Source organism: Erysipelotrichaceae bacterium 66202529 (assembly GCA_017161075.1).
Taxonomy (GTDB): Bacteria; Bacillota_I; Bacilli_A; order Erysipelotrichales; family Erysipelotrichaceae; genus Clostridium_AQ.
Genome location: CP046174.1, coordinates 1,877,139 through 1,895,339, shown reverse-complemented (window position 1 = coordinate 1,895,339; position 18,201 = coordinate 1,877,139). Strand labels below are relative to the sequence as shown.

Annotated in this window: 18 protein-coding genes; 5 read left to right on the top strand and 13 right to left on the bottom strand. The window is 45.5% G+C overall.

Annotation, left to right across the window (positions count from 1 at the left end):
- The first annotated feature begins 113 nt into the window (after positions 1–113).
- Genes GKZ87_08935 through GKZ87_08915 form a run of 5 tightly spaced genes read left to right on the top strand, consistent with a single transcriptional unit; the run spans position 114 to position 3,965 of the window.
- Positions 114–383: an autorepressor SdpR family transcription factor gene (locus GKZ87_08935; GenBank protein QSI25592.1), complete on the top strand. Its 270-nt coding sequence runs from the start codon at positions 114–116 to the stop codon at positions 381–383.
- On the top strand, positions 380–1,036 hold the full coding sequence (locus GKZ87_08930; GenBank protein QSI25591.1) for a DUF1648 domain-containing protein: 657 nt from the start codon (positions 380–382) through the stop codon (positions 1,034–1,036). The genes GKZ87_08935 and GKZ87_08930 overlap by 4 nt, the downstream gene beginning before the upstream one ends.
- Positions 1,029–1,754 carry an ATP-binding cassette domain-containing protein gene (locus GKZ87_08925; protein QSI25590.1) on the top strand — a complete coding sequence of 242 codons (726 nt, stop codon included), beginning with the start codon at positions 1,029–1,031 and terminating at the stop codon, positions 1,752–1,754. The genes GKZ87_08930 and GKZ87_08925 overlap by 8 nt, the downstream gene beginning before the upstream one ends.
- Positions 1,747–3,393 (top strand): hypothetical protein, encoded by a 1,647-nt coding sequence (locus GKZ87_08920; protein QSI25589.1) that lies wholly within the window; start codon positions 1,747–1,749, stop codon positions 3,391–3,393. The genes GKZ87_08925 and GKZ87_08920 overlap by 8 nt, the downstream gene beginning before the upstream one ends.
- Positions 3,394–3,404: 11 nt before the next feature.
- Positions 3,405–3,965 (top strand): DUF3783 domain-containing protein, encoded by a 561-nt coding sequence (locus GKZ87_08915; GenBank protein ID QSI25588.1) that lies wholly within the window; start codon positions 3,405–3,407, stop codon positions 3,963–3,965.
- 488 nt (positions 3,966–4,453) lie between these two features.
- Here GKZ87_08915 and GKZ87_08910 read toward each other — a convergent pair whose 3' ends face one another.
- From GKZ87_08910 to GKZ87_08850, 13 genes are all read right to left on the bottom strand, one after another.
- The gene (locus tag GKZ87_08910; GenBank protein QSI25587.1) at positions 4,454–6,319 is read right to left on the bottom strand and encodes an ATP-binding cassette domain-containing protein; all 1,866 of its coding nucleotides are present in this window, start codon (positions 6,317–6,319) and stop codon (positions 4,454–4,456) included.
- Positions 6,312–8,585 (bottom strand): ATP-binding cassette domain-containing protein, encoded by a 2,274-nt coding sequence (locus tag GKZ87_08905; protein ID QSI25586.1) that lies wholly within the window; start codon positions 8,583–8,585, stop codon positions 6,312–6,314. The genes GKZ87_08910 and GKZ87_08905 overlap by 8 nt, the downstream gene beginning before the upstream one ends.
- Entirely contained in the window at positions 8,582–9,046 is a 465-nt protein-coding gene (locus tag GKZ87_08900; GenBank protein QSI25585.1) for a MarR family transcriptional regulator, read from the bottom strand. Before GKZ87_08900 ends, GKZ87_08905 begins: the two co-directional genes overlap by 4 nt.
- A 164-nt stretch (positions 9,047–9,210) precedes the next feature.
- A complete protein-coding gene (locus GKZ87_08895) occupies positions 9,211–10,488 on the bottom strand; it encodes a hypothetical protein (GenBank protein QSI25584.1) in 1,278 nt (425 codons plus the stop codon).
- A gap of 95 nt (positions 10,489–10,583) precedes the next feature.
- Positions 10,584–12,170, bottom strand: coding sequence for a hypothetical protein (locus tag GKZ87_08890; protein QSI25583.1), 1,587 nt, complete (start codon positions 12,168–12,170; stop codon positions 10,584–10,586).
- Complete coding sequence (locus GKZ87_08885) at positions 12,130–12,840, bottom strand: ATP-binding cassette domain-containing protein (GenBank protein QSI25582.1); 711 nt, start codon at positions 12,838–12,840, stop codon at positions 12,130–12,132. The genes GKZ87_08890 and GKZ87_08885 overlap by 41 nt, the downstream gene beginning before the upstream one ends.
- Positions 12,837–13,571: a DUF2812 domain-containing protein gene (locus GKZ87_08880; GenBank protein QSI25581.1), complete on the bottom strand. Its 735-nt coding sequence runs from the start codon at positions 13,569–13,571 to the stop codon at positions 12,837–12,839. Before GKZ87_08880 ends, GKZ87_08885 begins: the two co-directional genes overlap by 4 nt.
- Positions 13,561–13,899, bottom strand: coding sequence for a PadR family transcriptional regulator (locus GKZ87_08875; protein ID QSI25580.1), 339 nt, complete (start codon positions 13,897–13,899; stop codon positions 13,561–13,563). The genes GKZ87_08880 and GKZ87_08875 overlap by 11 nt, the downstream gene beginning before the upstream one ends.
- Before the next feature lie 712 nt (positions 13,900–14,611).
- On the bottom strand, positions 14,612–15,151 hold the full coding sequence (cysE, locus tag GKZ87_08870; GenBank protein QSI25579.1) for a serine O-acetyltransferase: 540 nt from the start codon (positions 15,149–15,151) through the stop codon (positions 14,612–14,614).
- 1 nt (position 15,152) lies between these two features.
- Positions 15,153–16,037, bottom strand: coding sequence for a pyridoxal-phosphate dependent enzyme (locus GKZ87_08865; GenBank protein ID QSI25578.1), 885 nt, complete (start codon positions 16,035–16,037; stop codon positions 15,153–15,155).
- A 568-nt stretch (positions 16,038–16,605) separates the two neighbouring features.
- A complete protein-coding gene (locus GKZ87_08860) occupies positions 16,606–17,310 on the bottom strand; it encodes a manganese catalase family protein (protein ID QSI25577.1) in 705 nt (234 codons plus the stop codon).
- 58 nt (positions 17,311–17,368) lie between these two features.
- On the bottom strand, positions 17,369–17,881 hold the full coding sequence (locus GKZ87_08855; GenBank protein QSI25576.1) for a gamma carbonic anhydrase family protein: 513 nt from the start codon (positions 17,879–17,881) through the stop codon (positions 17,369–17,371).
- A 132-nt stretch (positions 17,882–18,013) separates the two neighbouring features.
- Complete coding sequence (locus GKZ87_08850) at positions 18,014–18,196, bottom strand: FeoB-associated Cys-rich membrane protein (GenBank protein QSI25575.1); 183 nt, start codon at positions 18,194–18,196, stop codon at positions 18,014–18,016.
- Between the last annotated feature and the right edge of the window lie 5 nt (positions 18,197–18,201).

Below are 18,201 nucleotides of genomic sequence, written 5' to 3'. Positions count from 1 at the left end.
TCATTTTATCATAGATTATACAAAATTACTATCCATACGGAATTTGTTTGACAAGCAAAGAAAACTGTCCTATACTTCATTTAGACAGTTATCGAAATGAAAGAGGTGATGCTATGGGATTTCAGGAAACCTTTAAGGCGCTGTCCGATCCAACGCGCAGAGAAATTATAAATCTGTTAAAGGATGGCAAGCTTCGCGCCGGAGATATCGTAGCGCATTTTCCAAGCACGAATGCCACAATTTCCCATCATCTCTCCATTTTGAAAAAGGCAGATCTGATTACGGATGAAAAGAAGGGAAAATACATTTATTATGAGCTGAATACCAGTGTGATTGATGAAATCATCGGCTGGATCACGTCCCTGAAAGGAGAAGATGTATGAAAAAACAGACAATCGCTGTAAGCGTCATTATCCTGATAACGCTTATACTGTGTATCGCGGCACTGCCCGTTCTGCCTGCACAGATTCCGATTCACTGGGATGCCTCGGGAAGAATCGACAACTGGTGTGATAAAGCATTTCTGCTTCTGTTCCCTGTCCTTCAAGCGGCAATAGCGCTCGGCATGAAGCAGGTGCAGCGCATCGATCCTCACCGTGACAACTACAAGCGCTTTGCATCCACCTGTCATGTATTTGTTATGGTGCTCATCCTGCTCGTATTCGGTTTGTGTCTGCTTACTGTCATATCCGCATGGAATCCAAATGCCTTGAATGTCCCGATGGCGATTACGCTGGGTGTTGGACTGCTGTTTGCTGTTATGGGAAATCTGATGCCAAAGCTTCGTCAAAATTACTTTATCGGCATCAAAACCCCCTGGGCGCTGGAGGATGAGGAAAACTGGCGAAAAACGCACCGCATGGCAGGCCGTTTGTGGTTTGGTGCCGGCATTGTCATGATGCTGTTCAGCCTGCTTCCAAAGGAGCTGCTGATGCTAGCTGTATTGTGCATAGCCGTTACGATTGCAGGCTTGCCCTATGTGTATTCATATTCGCTGTTTCGCAACAAGCGGACGAAAGGAGAAAAAAATGATTGAAATTAAGCATGTAACAAAAATATACGGGGGTACCCACAAGGCTGTGGATGATATTTCCCTAACGATACCAACCGGTGAAATCATCGGCTTTATCGGCCCCAATGGAGCCGGTAAAACAACAACGATCAAAATGATTACCGGTGTACTCAATCCAGATGAAGGAGAAATTCTGATCAATGGAAAAAATATTGTCAGGGAGCCGCTGGAAGCAAAAAAGGAATTCGGTATCGTGCCGGACAATGCCGATATCTTCCTTCGTTTAAAGGGGCTTGAGTACTTGAATTTCATGGGGGATATTTATGAGGTTGAAAGCAATGTGCGCAGACAGCGCATTCAGGAACTTGCGGAAACCTTTGAAATGAAGGATGCCCTAAATGACCGTATGCTATCCTATTCTCATGGAATGCGTCAGAAAATCGTCATTATGGGAGTGCTGCTTTCCGATCCGAATGTATGGATTCTGGATGAGCCGATGACCGGGCTTGATCCACAATCATCCTTTTCCCTAAAGGAAATGATGAAAGAGCATGCACGTAAGGGAAATACTGTATTCTTCTCCACCCATGTACTGGAGGTGGCAGAGCGTTTATGCGACAAGGTCGCGATCATTGATAAGGGACGCATCGTGTTCTTTGGCACACTGGAGGAGCTGAAGCAGCTGCATCCGCAGTGCGATTCTCTGGAAGCACTCTTTATGGAGGTTATCGCCCATGCATAAATATCTCTCTCTGACACGGGTACTGCTAAAGAACTCTTTGGGGATGATGAGCGATGGAAAATCCAGGAAGGCGCTGAATACCGTATTGTATATTGTTCTTGCAATCTGTATGATTCCATTGAGCTTTACGCTGTACATGATGTTTGATGCCGCTATGACACAGCTGCTTCCCCTGCAGCAGGAGGGAGCTGTTCTGGCACTGGGCTTTCATATCTCCTCCCTTGTGACCTTTTTGTTTTCGATTTTCCTGATTCCCTCTATATTTTATTTCAGTAAGGACTCTGAAACACTGCTCGCACTCCCCTTACCTCCACAAACGATTTTAAGTGCTAAATTCAGTGTGTGCCTGGTATATGAGTATGCCTTTACCCTCATTGTATGCGTGCCGCTTTTTCTGGCCTATGCCAATCATGCACAGATCAGTATCGTCTATATCCTGTTTGCAATCCTGCTCTTCATGAGCCTGCCAATCTATCCGCTTGTGCTTTCCAGCATCATCACCATGCTGCTGATGCGCTTTGTCCCATTTTTCAAAAACCGTGACCGTTTCAATATGATCGCCGGAATCCTTTCCATCGTATTCGCCTTCAGCTTCAGCTTTCTGATGAATTCGTCCACGATGACAAATGATCCCAATGCGCTGATCACTATGCTCGTACAGGGGCATAATTCCATGATTTCTCTGTTTTCTAGGATTTTCCCTGCGATTCCCTTTGCGGCGAATGCTGTGATTGACGGTGATGCTGTTTCCCTAGTCATCTATCTGCTTATCACGGCGGCTGCACTTGGCGTACTGGTCCTACTGGGAAGATGGCTGTACTTCAAGGGTGCTATCGGCTTCAGTGAAACCAAGAGCTCACGCAAGGCGCTTTCCGCAAAGGATTACAGCCGTGTCCTGCGGCACAGTAAGGTGCGTACCTATCTGATCAAGGAAATGCGTTTACTCATCCGTACGCCGGTATATGCCTTAAACTGTATTGGAATGTGCCTGCTGATGCCCATCATGCTACTCGTTATTTTCCTGACAACGGATACAGACACACTGCTGCAGCAGCTCCCGGATATCACACCGTATCTTGACGGTAAGCTGCCCTATGCAATCCTGGCAGGTATGGCAATCGGATTTCTTTTCAGCAATCTGAATCTGATATCCGCAACCGCCATATCCCGTGAGGGAACGAATCTTTCCTTTATGAAATATATTCCCATGACCTTGAAGGAACAGCTTCATGCCAAGGTTCTCAGCGGTATCCTCATGTCAGTTGTCAGCATGCTGCTTACCATGCTTTGCATCTATTATCTGCTGCCGATATTCCCGCTCTTCTGGTATCTGCTCGCTGCCGCTTCCTCCCTTATTACTATCGTTCTTGGCAATTATGCGAGTCTGGCGCTGGATATCCTTCACCCCAAGCTGGTATGGGAACAGGAGGCCGCCGCGGTAAAGCAGAATATGTCCGGCATCGTGTCCATGCTGGCAGGCATGGCGATGATGGTTGTGACGGCTGCCTTGCTCTTTGTGCTTCCATCTGATTTTTTACCTGCAGGTACTGCAGGCATGGTAATTGTATGTTTGGCTTTAGATGTGGTATTCTATATGCGACTTGATCATTTCGCAAAAAAGCGCTTTGATCAGCTATAGGAGTGAATATTATGAAAAAAATTATCATTTATTTTGGTGATCAGACAGATAAGCAGGCGGTTGTGGAACAGGTGCTTGATCAGCTTAATGCCGATTACCGCGTACTTCAGGATCATGAGCTGGGACAGCGGGTAGGTACACTGCTCGGCCTTGACGGGTTCACAAAAACTCCTGCCACCACCAACACACATCACAGCATTGACCTCATGCTGTTTGAAGAAGCAGCGGATGAGGATATTCTGCAGCTGAATACGCTGCTGCAGGCGGCTGGAACGGAAATGAAGCGCAAGGCGATGCTGACCGAACATAACAGGCACTGGAGATTCCATGACCTGTTAACGGAAATTGAACGGGAGCACACTTATTTTCAAATGGTTGATGCCATCCGCACGCTGCTCGTACAAAGTAGTGAGCTCATCATCGAAGATTACACACCAGCCTCATGGAGCGCCTATGAAAAGGCTTTTTATCAGGCATATGACTGTATAAACAAGGAGTGCAGTCTGGAAGAGATAAGTACAGCTTATCATGCATTGTCCGATGCTAAAAAACAGTTACAGCGAAACGAATAAGAAATATAGAAAAGAGCAGCCTGTTATGTAGGTTCACAAGACTTACACCGGGCTGCTTTTTATCTGATGCGTATCCTTCAGCTATGCAATGCACAGGGGAAAGTGGAGAAGATTGTTAGTCTGTTTTCAGTTGACGCCTATCCTGCACGCTCAGTTGCTTTGCATTTGCATAATACGCTTACCGGTATCCGTCCCGTCATATATCCATACAGAAGGGCGGTATTGTTTTTTTGTATATGCTGCGTTATCCCTGCACATAGCTAACCGTAAGGCTGCATTTCGCGAGCTGTTCGTTTGTTCATGCTTCCTTTTATAAAAACTGCTTTACCAAACAACTGCATATTGTCTCACTACCCTGAAAATGTCGACGTATCCCATATCGTTCAGTTGTACTGAAAACAATCATATGGTCTTATACAGCATACCGATACTATAGATACTAAAAAAATCTGTATCCACACGGAAATCATGTGGTATACAGACTTTTTTTAAACCTCCTCAAACTGAGAATTGTAAAGCTGTGTATAGAAGCCGTCCGCTTTCATTAAATCTTCATGGTTACCGGCCTCGACAATGTCTCCATCCTTCATGACCAGAATCAGATCTGCATCACGAATCGTAGACAGACGGTGTGCGATAACAAAGCTGGTACGGTTTTCCATCAGTCTCTCCATACCCTTCTGAATCAGTACCTCAGTACGGGTATCAACAGAGGATGTTGCCTCATCCAGAATCAGCACCTTAGGGTCGGCAAGGAAGGCACGTGCTATTGTCAGCAGCTGCTTCTGTCCCTGTGAGATATTGCTGGACTCCTCATTGATCATCGTATCATAGCCATGATCCAGTGTACGGATGAAGTGATCGACATACGCAGCATCTGCAGCCGCGATGACCTCCTCATCGGTGGCATGTAAACGGCCGTAGCGCAGATTTTCCATAACAGTACCGTTGAACAGCCAGGCATCCTGCAATACCATACCGAATAAGGCACGCAAATCACTTCTTCGCATATCGGTTGTCTTGATACCGTCAATATAAATGCTGCCACTGTTCAGCTCATAGAACCGCATGAGCAGCTTAACGATTGTCGTTTTACCGGCACCGGTAGGCCCGACAATGGCAATTTTCTTACCCGGCTTGATATACATGGAGAAATCATTGATGATGATTTTATCCGGTGTATAGCCGAAATGTACGTTTTCAAAGGTAACCTGTCCCTTGATATTCGTTTTGCCCTCTGCATCGAAGACCTCAACAGGCGTTGCTGTTTCCTTGATTTCTTCCTCCTCAGCAAGAAATTCAAAGACACGCTCCGCTGCTGCTGCAGTGGACTGCAAAACATTCATGGTCTGTGCAACCTGGGAAATCGGGTTGTTGAAGTTACGGACATACATAATAAAGGATTGAATATCTCCAATTTCAATGATTCCATTCATTGCCAGATATCCACCAAGGATACAGACACCGACATATCCGATATTTCCAACGAACATCGCAATCGGCTGCATCAGACCGCTCAGAAACTGAGATTTCCATGCGGATTCGTACAGCTCATCATTATATTGCCCAAACTGGGCGATACTTTTTTCTTCCCCGTTGAAGGCTTTCATGACGATATGACCACTGTACATTTCTTCAATATGTCCATTGACATTTCCCAAGGAGCGCTGCTGCTTCGCAAAATATTTCTGGGAATGCTTAACAACCGTTGTCACCAGGAATAAAGACAATGGAATAACAACCAGCGCCATCAGGGTCATCTGCCAGCTGATGGACAGCATCATAACAAGGAAGCCGATGATTTGGACGATCGAGGTGATCATCTGTGCCAGTGACTGGCTCAGTGTCTGCTGTACCGTATCGATATCATTTGAGAAGCGTGACAGCACCTCTCCATGAGACTGCTTATCAAAATAGGAGAATGGCAATACATCGATTTTTGCGGCCATGGTTTTACGCAGATTGAAGGATACCTTCTGTGCGACGCCTGCCATCATCCAGTTCTGAATGAAGTTGCATAAGGTGGATACCACATAGATAGCAACCAGAAACAGCAGTATTTCCGCAATACGGTCAAAATTGATCGTTCCAGAGCCTGCAATTTTTGCAGTAAATCCGCTTACTAGCTCGGTCGTTGCCTTTCCAAGAATTTTTGGCCCGACGACCATAAAAATCACAGATAGAACAGCAAACAGCATGGATACAATAATATTTAGATAATACGGACGCATATAAGCAATCAGCTGCTTCATGGTTCCCTTAAAATTTTTCGCTTTTTCTGTGGGAGCTCCCGGGCCTCTGCGCCCCATCGGCCCTCTTTTCGGTGCATGTGAAGAACGGCTTTCCTTACTCATTTTCCAGTTCCTCCTTTGATAATTGGCTGTATGCGATTTCCTTGTAGACATCGCATGTCTTCATCAGTTCCTCATGGGTACCGATGCCGGCAACCTGTCCCTTATCCAGCACGACAATGCGTTCTGCATGCATGATACTGGATATACGCTGAGCCACCAGCAGTACCGTGCTTCTGGTTTCCTGACACAGCTCATTCAGTGCCTTTCTCAATCTGGCATCCGTCTTGAAGTCCAGTGCTGAGAAGGTATCATCAAAGATATAGATTTCCGGTTTTTTAATCAGAGCTCTGGCAATGGATAAACGCTGCCGCTGACCGCCGGACACATTGGTACCGCCCTGGGCGATCGGTGTTTCAAAGCGCTCAGGCTTTTCATCGATAAAATCAATAGCCTGTGCAATGGATGCAGCCTCTTCCATTTCCGCCTGTGTCGCATCCTCCTTCGCATACAGCAGATTGGTCGCAATCGTTCCGGTAAACAAAGACCCCTTCTGCGGTACGTAACCGATTTTTTCACGCAGTGTGTGCTGGGATACCTTACGGATATCTACACCATCCACGATGATCTCCCCCTCGGTTACATCGAAGAACCTTGGGACCAGATTGATAATCGTAGACTTTCCGCTGCCGGTACTTCCGATAAAGGCAGTGGTTTCTCCCGGCTTTGCAGTAAAGCTGATATTGTGAAGAACATCCTCCTCAGCACCCGGATAGCGGAAGCTGACATTTTTAAATTCGATATATCCGCGTTTTGTCCCGTCAAATTCCAATGCCTGCTGCGGATCATTGATACTGGTATCCGTATGCAGCACTTCCATAACACGGATAGCTGCAGCGCTTGCTCTTGGCAGCATGATGGAAATCATCGTAATCATCATAAATGCCATGATGATCTGCATGGAATACTGGATAAACGCCATCATATCGCCGACCTGCAATGCACCGGAATCAATCTGATGGGAACCAACCCATACGATCAGAATTGACGCACAGTTCATAATCAGCATAACGGTCGGCATCAGACATGCCATAGCACGTGACGTAAACAGGTTCGTTTTCAAAATATCGCCATTTGCATTTTCAAACTTTTCACTTTCACATTTCTGATTGTTGAAGGCGCGGATAACCGGCATACCGTCAATAATTTCACGTACGACAGAATTCAGCTTGTCCATCAGCTTCTGCAGCTTTTTGAACTTCGGCATGACGAAGGCAAAGGCCACCATCATCACACTCAGAATCAGGACAACGACTAAAGCGATGATCCATGTCATGGACACATTGGCATTTACCACCTTGATTACAGCTCCGATACCGATAATCGGCGCATAGATAACGATACGCATGATCATAACCAGAGCCATCTGAATCTGCTGGACATCATTGGTCGTACGGGTAATCAGCGTATTCGTAGAAAATTTATTAAACTCCGCACTGGAGAAATGTTCAACCTTGTTGAATACATCCTTACGCAGGTTTCTGGATACACCTGCCGCAACACGGCTTGCCAGGAAGCCGACCGCTACGGCTGCTGCTGCAGAGCCCAGTGCGACCGCAAGCATCATAAGACCGTGCTGAATTAGATAGCTATACTGTATGGCATCCACATCGACACCGATCGCCTTATATTCACTACGAACATAGGCGGCATTCGCTGTATCCGCTGTATCACTGCCCATAGCATCTGTCACCTTGTTCATCTGCTGCTTCATATCCTGAAGCTTTTCAGAAGGCATGGTTTCCAATACGGTAAAAATATCCATTCCCTTCGGCAGACTGCTCAGCAGCTTCATCATTTCCTTTTGCTCATCTGACAGCTGCTTACTGGAGGCTGTTTTTCCGCTTTTAGCCTCTGCCATGCTCTGCTCCAGACCCATGACAGTTGTTTCCGCCTTGCGCAGCGCTTCCTTGATATTGTCTCTTGTAGCACTGTCTACATCCTTTAACTCATAGACAGTTTCTTTTTTCAGAATCGGATATGCTTCCTTCTGATCCGCAGTTGCCTGCGCACTTGTGATTCTTGTATAATTATCTGTAAAAACCTTTTGTTCCTTTTCATCCATGAACAGAACCAGCTTTTTCACTTCGCTTTCACGAATTACATTCGGGACACCATCTTCCACACCACCGGAGACGATACCGACATCCACAATACTGGACATATAGTCCGGCATGGCCAGCTCACACATCGCCTGTGTAAACAGCAATGCAACAATCGCCAGAACCGATAGGAAAAACGGCTTCAGATATTTACCTAATTTCGTCATTTCTGTTCTCCTTCCTCAAGCTTTTCTTTGCGTTTGTGGGAATGTGCCAGTGCCTTTTCCAAAATACGGACAAGTGCGTTGGCATCCTCCTCACCGAGTTCCTCAATGAATTCAACAAGACGCTGTGTCATAAAGGCTTCACAGTTCTTCATCATCTGCCGGGCTTCCTCGCTTACCTGAATATAGACGCTTCTGCGATCCGTATCCAAAAGAATCCGTTCCACCCACCCTTTTTTCTCAAACTGTTTGATAATTTGCGAAATAGCAGCAGGCGTCACCTGAAAATAATCACTGAGATCACTCATTTTCACCAGATTGCCGTCATTGAGCTTCATAATGGCATCCAGCACCATAATATCCCGGTGCTTCATTTTTGGATGATCCTCTTTTTTCAGCAGACTGTCTCTACGAAACATGTAGAACAGATGTGTAACCTTCCGGACGATATCCATCTCATCCATTGTATCACCTCTTCAATTAGTTAAGTAACTTAATAATTAACTACCTTAACTATTATATTCAAAAACGTATCCGTGTCAACTACAATGCAGCACTTCACATAAAGTTCACAATGTTTGCGTTTTCAGAAAACGAAACACAAAAAAAAGGATTTCACGGAATCCTTTTAGTTATCGTATTGTGCCTGCATAGCAGCCTCTGCTTTTTCAATGGTTTTCAAGAAGCCCTGTGCTTTTTCCACATAATATATCTTGTTTCCATGCTGAACCACATAGCTGAAACAGCTTTTTGCCTCATCCAGATCCTTCTGCACAAAGCCGATCAGCCCGAGATAGTATTTGAAATCCACACGCTGGAATTCAAATCCTGCCGTTGGCATCGCTTTCTCAAAAAAGCTGCGGGAGCTTTCAAAATTCTGATCCATTAAATCCAGCTTATTCTGAATCCCCTCCAGACACTGTGCCTTGATCATCTGCATCGGCCCGTTGTTCACTCTTGCGCCGGCCTTTTCACATTCATCGTAATGGAATTTCACCATACTGCGATCTCCCAGCTGATAATATGCATAGGCCATTAAGGAGTGATAAGCAAAGATAAAGTTGCCTCTGCCCTGCGCACTGGTTGCCAGTACATCAATGGCAAGATGGGGATCATTCAGATAGACCATACACTGTGCCAGATGCTGCGGCATCGGAAAGCTCTTCTTTCGTCTTCCTTTTTTCGCATAGGCAAAGATTGCCGTTGCACAGGCTTCCGGATTACACTGATCATACAGCAGTGATATGATCGGCTGCATGGACTGGTTCTTACGCTTGGTAAGCTGAAAGAACAAAATGGAATACAGCATCATCGCTATAAAGACCACAAAGAAATCCTGTACATATAAAATAACGAGCAGAACAGCGATCAGTCCTGTGAAATACAGCAAATTCATTTTCAGATTGAAGCTCCATGCCTTCTTTCCCAGTTCTTCATATGCATCCAGATACTGGTGATGCAGCCGGTAAACACGCTCCACCTCAGCCACACTGGTGACATTTTCCTTTGCGAACTCCCTGCGCTTTCCCCTGTTGGGAATCGTCAGCATACCGAAGATACAAACAGCGATTGCCGGTATGACGGTAAGTGCCCCGATCATTTCAATGATGGTAAAGCCTCCTGCAAAGAACAGGAAGAACATCAGAATAAACGGAATATTGAAGCGCTGCATCACATAGGTCAGCAGCATAAGTCCGTTTGCCAGACCGGAAATCGTCAGACCTCCGATCAGATAATACATATACTCTGCCTTGATCAGTTCACCCGCCATTTCCGCAGGAACCGACTGCCGCAGCAGAGAAGTGAGATATTCTCTTTGATAGCCCATCAGGCCGAATAGAACCGCACCGGCCACAAAGCTGACCAGTATAACCATTACATGCTTTTTACATTGATATTTCCACATACAATTACCTCTTTTAGATACTGTAACATACTATATCATAAACAGAAGAAAAGGAAAAGAAATTTCCCTTTCCTTTCCATAAGTTTTGTATCATTTTATTCACTTTTGATCTCTCTGCCGTTCATCATCGGTGCACATATCAATATAATCACCACAGAAATAACAAAGTTCATCGCCAAGGAAAGGAGTGTCATCTGCTGTAAAATTTCCAGTGTGAAATCCCCTTTGCTTAAAAAATAAATCGTTAAGCCGATGCCCGGAGCGGCAGCTATGACCATAATCAGCATACGCAGCATATTTTCCATAAGCGGATTGTTGCGGCTTTTTAGAATACGTACCGACAGTACACTGGCTGACAGAAACAGGGTTGCATAGCCCAGCAGCATGATGAAATACTGGATAACGCTTGCGATATCGCTTTGATAAATGAGGGCTGCCACCACAATGGCACCGCTCATCGGCAAAAGCATCTTCAAAAAGGTCGGCAGCAGAACACAGAGCAGCTTTTTGAGCGGATGATCGGGAATCAGATAAATCTGATAGTTGTTCATATCACGCATAAAGTCCGAATTCTGTACAATCGTAAACAGCCAGAACATCATCATATACATAAAAAAGCCAAAGCCCATATCCATAAGCAGGGTGATAACGAGATAAATTCCGATAGTCAGAATATCCGTCCAGCGGATGTAATCGTTTGTCTTACGCAGCAGCAAAATGTTTTTAGAGAAAATCGCCATCGCTCCGCTACGAAATACCGCCTTGACCTCATGAATTTTACGTTCACTCATTCCATCCCGTTTACCGGCACGTACATCCTTGTATAAGGCAGTAAATTCTTCCGCATCCTGCATGGCGCGTTCCACAAATTCCCCCTTGTAGCTGCAAAGCATACCATAGGCAAGCCCGCAGACTACCAGCAGCAGAGCAATCCCCAGTGCCAGCATTCCCCAGGAAGCAGCGATATAGGAAACCAGAATCATTTTGATCCAGCCAAACAGCGGTACCCAGTAAAACAGCTCCGTATTCAGAAACAGCGTTCCACTGCCTGCCAGCTGTCCCTGATTCTGCACGATTACCATGCCATATACTGCCACGACCATCAGCACATAGAACACTGCGGCAATCTGTGGAATATGACGATAGCTATCCTTTTGAATAGATAACAGATACACATAATAGTAAACGACCAGAAAGACAAAATATACCAGAGAAAAGCAAAGGAAGGCCAGCAGCAGAAACGGAAAGGATAATTCAATCGTGCTTCCCAGAAGAATCACCATCAGCAGGGAAATCGCTCCGCACAGAAAAGAGGATGCAATGTTTTGCAGCATCAGAAACCGCATGATCTGCACACGCGTAAACGGCCCGCTGAACATATAGAAAGCATCCGCCTCCATAAACAGCGCCTTGCGCTTCTGCAGCAGCATGACGCCAACCATCAGTGCGGTAAAGCCAACACCGATCATGATCGCCATATTGGCATCGGTAATGTTCTGCATGGATAATGCAATTTCCGGTTTGGATAAGCTCATGACGATCAGACCGCCATACAGCATAATCATCAGGATGGCAAAGACGGCACTTCCCTTTTTGGAAAATACATGCCGGATATTCGCCTTCAGCCTGGTCAGATACAGCTTATACAGTATGCTCATGTTCATCACCTTCCACAGACGCAAAGAAGATTTCCTTGATCGTTTGCTCCTTCAGCTCCGCTTTTCGTACATGGGCTACGATTTTCCCGTGATCCATGATATAGGCGCTATCCCAAATTGCCTCAATCACATCGATGATATGCGTAGAAATCAGTATTGCCACTCCCTCCTGCTTCAGCCGCACAAACAGCTGCAGGGTTTCTTCAATACTTGTTGGGTCCAGACCAACCATTGGCTCATCCACCAGCAGGGTTTTTGGAGAAATGATCAGAGCCAACAGCATACTGACCTTCTGCTTCATCCCCTTGGACAGCTCACGCACCGCTTTTTTTCGCTTATCCTCCAGCTTGAACAGAGCAATATATGTATCCGCCAGCGCACGGTAATTCTCACAGCGGTACGCCTTGCCGATAAACTCCACATGCTCATCGATTGTCAACAGATCATACAGTACCGGGGCCTCCGGGATATAGCCGAAGCTTTTTTTAGCCTCCAGAGAATCATTCTCATACCCATTGATTTTGATATCCCCCTTATACTGCAGCAGATTGGTAATACTTTTTATCGTCGTTGACTTACCCGCACCATTGGGTCCCAGCAGAATGGTAACTTCCCCATCCTCTGCTTTCAACGATACATCATCCACGGCCTTAAATTTCCCGTACAGCTTTGTCAAATTATTTACCTCGATCATAACACACCCTCATCTTTCTTTTTTATACGAATTTCTTTTTTATCACGAAATGCCCGATACTGAAAACACATCCATAAAACCCCTTCTATCACACAAACAACGCCGAGTATCAGCAGCAGTCTGCGTATGCCGCTTCCCAAGTCAAGCATACGGATACACAGCAGGACGATACCAGCCGCAAAGATCACTGCCCCCTGGCGGAAGGTCAGATTCACGATGCGAAGACGCTTCTTCTTCATACGCAATGTAATGCCCACCACCATCAAAAGTCCTACCGTGCTCATTATGGAGCCAAGCATGAGGACTGCCGCATAAAAAGCAGTATGCCGCAGCCAGAGCAGGGACAGCAGACACAGGCAGCCGACCAGCAGCATTCCGGCAAACACATACAGTGTCGGCCGGTATTCCTCCATCCTGGTTTCCACCTCACTGTGCAGGGGCACACAGCCCTCCTCTGCCCAGAAGAAATATACCTCTTTGCTATCCGGGTTCAGAATGTGCCAGCCTCCCTCCTCAAACAGACGGAAATAGGCTTCCTTTTCATCCTCCGCCAGCTTCTGCATGGTATAGCTGTAAATCCGGTTTACCGGCTCCTCCTTATGCAGGATATAAAACAGACCGTGAAATTCCCGAAACACCCAGCCCTCTTTGGCATACTGATGCAGCATTTCCATATCCTCGCAATCGGAAAAAGCCAGACCGCCGCACATCACCCGTTTTCTATCCTTCATATCCGTTCTCCTTTAAAATTCGCAAGCCGTCCTCCACCATGTGCCTTCTGCGTTTTATCTCATGCAGCAGCACTGCTCTGCCGGTATCGGTAATCTGATATTTTTTCGTCCGGTCCGCATCGACAGAGGTCTGCAGGATCCACTCCGCCTTACACAGCTTTTTCAAAAGTGTATATAAGGTTCCCGGCCCCATCGTAATACTGTGATTGCTGAGCTCCTCGATATATTTCATGATGGCATAGCCATGACGCTCCTTCATCAGAGACAGCAGAATGTAATACATGGCATCCGTCAGCTGCTCCGTCTCCAGCGTATTGCTTTTTGACATATTCTTAACCTCCATAATGGATATATCCATTTTAGATATATCTATTACAGATATAATATAGCATACCCTATGTATATCGTCAATATATTTTGATACTCAAACTGCATGAAGGGGGGAAATAGTCCTATGCACAGCGCTTTGTAAAAGAGTAAAGCAGCAGCCCCTGAGTGGAAAGGCTTCCATAGTTGTTCCATTTGCTTCCTATTCCAATAACCCCCAGCTTAATCACACAGTCATGCTCAAACTGTAATAGCAGCAAATAGCTGCCCGCCCTCCTTCCTTCGGCGCAACGCAGGGCCAGACCTCTGTACTCTGCAATATTCCCCCTGCAATACTCAAAATCAGCAATATGATCAGCTTCATAAGCATACTCACCTCAATTTCGATACAGTATTTCATAAGGTATACGATTAGAAATCACGGGAAAGGTTACGAAAACAAACAAAAAGCTGATGATTTTTAAGGAAATTACAGAAAAAAACACTGTACAAAAACGTATACGTTTATGTACAGTATCCAGGATTATTGTAAAACAAATGGGAACAGATTACAAGTATATGTGTAATTCTTATACGGTTCTTATAAAGCTGCACCTTGTAAACAGGAAAGCCAAATGCTCTCCATGCGGTAAGCCTTTCCTTTATCCGCACGAACAGCAACAAAAAAGGCCCAAGGAAAGCACAAAACAGCTTATCCCTCAGACCTTTACTGTTTAATAAAACAGACAATGTTTTTCGCGTTTATCCTTTGCGGCCAGCCCGATGAATGTTGCTCCGGCCGGTACATCTGTTAAAACAACTGCATTCGCTCCCACCTTAGCATCATCATCGATTGTGATATTGCCAAGACATTTTGCCCCTGCCCCGATCATTACACGATTGCCAAGGGTTGGATGCCGTTTGGCATGCTGCTTACCGGTTCCGCCGAGTGTCACACCATGATAAAGCTGGCAGTCATCCCCAATCACAGCAGTTTCACCAATCACAACTCCCATGCCATGATCGATCAAAAGCCCTCTTCCGATGGTTGCCCCCGGATGAATCTCAATCCCTGTCCAGTGACGCGCAATATTTGAATTCAGCCGCGCCAGAAAAAACAGATGGTGCTTATACAGAAAATGAGACACCCGATGAAAGGCAAGCGCACGGATATGGGGATATAGTAACAATATCTCCAGCTTGGAATGCGCTGCAGGATCATTTTGCAGGGAGCGGTTTAAATTGTGATTGATATCCTTCAATACACGAAGCATACTAATCAAAGTCCAATACGGAAAGATATTTCTCTCCGCCGTCCGGTGCAACCGTAACGATTTTCTTTCCAGGATAACGCAGTGATAAACGTTTTGCCAAAGCGATGTTGGCACCGGAGCTGATACCTACCAGAATTCCGGTTTCACGGACAAAGCGCACAGTTTCAAAAACAGCCTCTTGATCCGAAATCAAAAGAATGTCGTCCGCCAGTTCACGATCGAAGTTGGCAGGCACAAAGTTTGCGCCAATCCCCTGAATTTTATGAGGCCCCGCTTCCCTGCCGCTAAGAATTGCACTTTTTTCCGGTTCTCCTGCCATGCATAGGATTGCAGGATCATGTTCCTTTAACCGTTTTGCGATACCGCTGAACGTACCTCCGGTACCGATGCAGGCAACAAATAGATCTACATCCGGCAGCTGCTCCAGAATTTCCCTGCCTGTTGTTTCATAATGCGCATTGATATTATCCGGATTATCAAACTGTGACAGGGAACGATAATTGTCGTGCTCCTTCATCAGGCGTTCCATTTCCTCCATAGCGCCCTGCATTCCCTTTGCGCCCGGAGTTAAAACAAGCGTTGCCCCATAGGCCCTTACCAGCTGCCGGCGTTCCATGCTCATCGTATCCGGCATGATGATCGTTACCGGTATGTGATACACAGCCCCCAGCATAGCAAGCGCTACACCGGTATTCCCACTGGTTGCCTCCACGAGTACGCTGTCCTTGGTGATCTCGCCCTTTTCCATGGCACCCTGCAGCATCCTGAGCACAGCACGATCCTTAACACTTCCTCCGATATTGTATTTTTCCAGCTTCACATAGATATCCGTATTTTCTATATGATATAATGGTGTATTTCCAATCAGCTTTACTGTTTCCTTCATCAACATGTCCTCCTTATAAAGTCTAACCATTCTTCTGTGAACCAAAGCCTGTGCAACATCGTTCACGAAGCAGGACGCTTTCGCATTTGAATGTATTCCAGAATAAGCTTCCTGCAGTGTATGCCTTCATCTGCGACAACCTCCTTATCTGCTATAGTATATTCCTTTTGATATGGAAAAGACACTATGACGCTTTTATGCTCTTTATTATCCCATAAATGAGCAAAAAAAGAAACAGTATAACGTTTTTTTCTGAAAATAAATGAAACACTATAAAATCTCCCTCCTTTACAGAAGAATCGTGTAAGGAGCGAATAGGGACAAGCTTGCGGCTAGCTTCACTGCCTATCTCTGAAGGGCAAATTCAAACGGATGGATATAAAACATACCTTTTATGATAACGGTGATATTGTTATAGAGCTTCAACCAGAAACAGTTATGTTCATGGATGTTATAAGGCTCACTCTTCCTGCACCTGTCTGCCTCTGTATCTTTTTTATGAAGCAATACAGGGACTTTCTCGCATAAAAAAACCGCCTGTATTCTAAGCGGCTTTCCATATTGTATTTTATTTCTTTTTCGTTTTGCTTTTGGTGCTTTTGGAATCCTTGGCATTGGCCATTTTCGGTGCTTTCGGATCGGGATCGTCAAAATAGCGTCCAGGCTTGGATAAGTCGAAATACAAACGGCTGTCCTCACTCATACCAAAGCTCTTATTGCTGCCATCATCGGTGATTTTATTCAACGCCTCGCAGAACAGAGCATTGTGTGCTTCCTCACGCTCCAGCAGGAACATAATCGTTTCCTTAACATATTTGTCATCAATCTGACGATACAAATACTCGTATACGACCTTGGCACGCTGTTCACTGGCGATATCCGCAAGCAGATCAGCTGCCAGGTCTCCCGTTACAGTAACATAATCAGCAGTCCAAGGGTTTCCGCTGGAATTCACCAGTGCCGGATTCAGACCGAACGTCACCATGCTTTCGATTTCGCCAACCTTTACCTGCTTGTAATCTACATCTCCGCCATTCAACAGGTTTATGGTTTCTGCGACCATTTCCATGTGACTTAGCTCCTCTGTTCCGATATCCAGAAATAAATCCTTAAAAACCGGATCCTGTGCACGGAAGCTCTGGGACAGATACTGCATAGCTGCCTTCAGCTCCCCGTTGTTTCCACCTAACTGCTCCTGCATCAATACAGCGTATTGTGGATTTGGACGTTCTACCTTAACCGGATGTAATAACTTTTTCTTGTGTTCAAACATATTCTCACTCCTTTGTCACCATTAGTATGGAAGGGAGTGCTTCAGTTATACGTGATTTTCAAACATCATGTTCCTTATATTCCTGAGCGAGCGCTGCATAGTGCTCTGCATTTTCCAGAATCTCGTCGATCTGCTCCTTACGGACGTTGCGAATCACCCTGGCAGGGCTGCCTACGGCAAGACTGTTTTCAGGGATCATCTGTCCTTCCTTCACCAGTGCTCCTGCTCCGATGATGCTATGCGAGCCAATGCATGCTCCGTTTAGTATGATGGCCCCCATACCTACCAATACCTCATCTGCAATATGACAGCCGTGAAGTACAGCATTATGCCCTATGGTAACACGCTTACCAATCGTAAGCACATGCTGGGGATCGGTATGCAGAGTACAATTATCCTGCACATTGCTGTTCTCTCCAATATGGATATGATCCTTGTCCCCGCGAACGACGGTATGAAACCAGACAGAGCTTCCCTTTTCCAATGCTACATCACCTATGACGGTGGCATTGCTGGATACATAGGCTTCCTTATCTATGGAAGGTCTTTTATTTTTATACGCTATGATCATAAACACACCTGCTTTCCTGAATACCTATACTATATCACAGGTTTCCCATTTTGTTTACGGAGAATGCACTGTGTTGTCAATCGCTGTTATCGCACGAAAAAGGTGAAAAAAACAGAAACAGCTGTAGGCAGCTTATTTCTGTTCCTGATCCTTTTTATAATCCTCATAAAAGCTGGAAAAAGCCGAGCAGCTGGAGCAATCGCTGTGACAGGAGCCGCAGGCAGAGTCTTTTCCCTTTTTAGGTCTTGTCAGATAAACGATTCCTGCCAGTATTATAAGCAATACTGCAATAACAATAATATCCGCAATATTCATGCTAT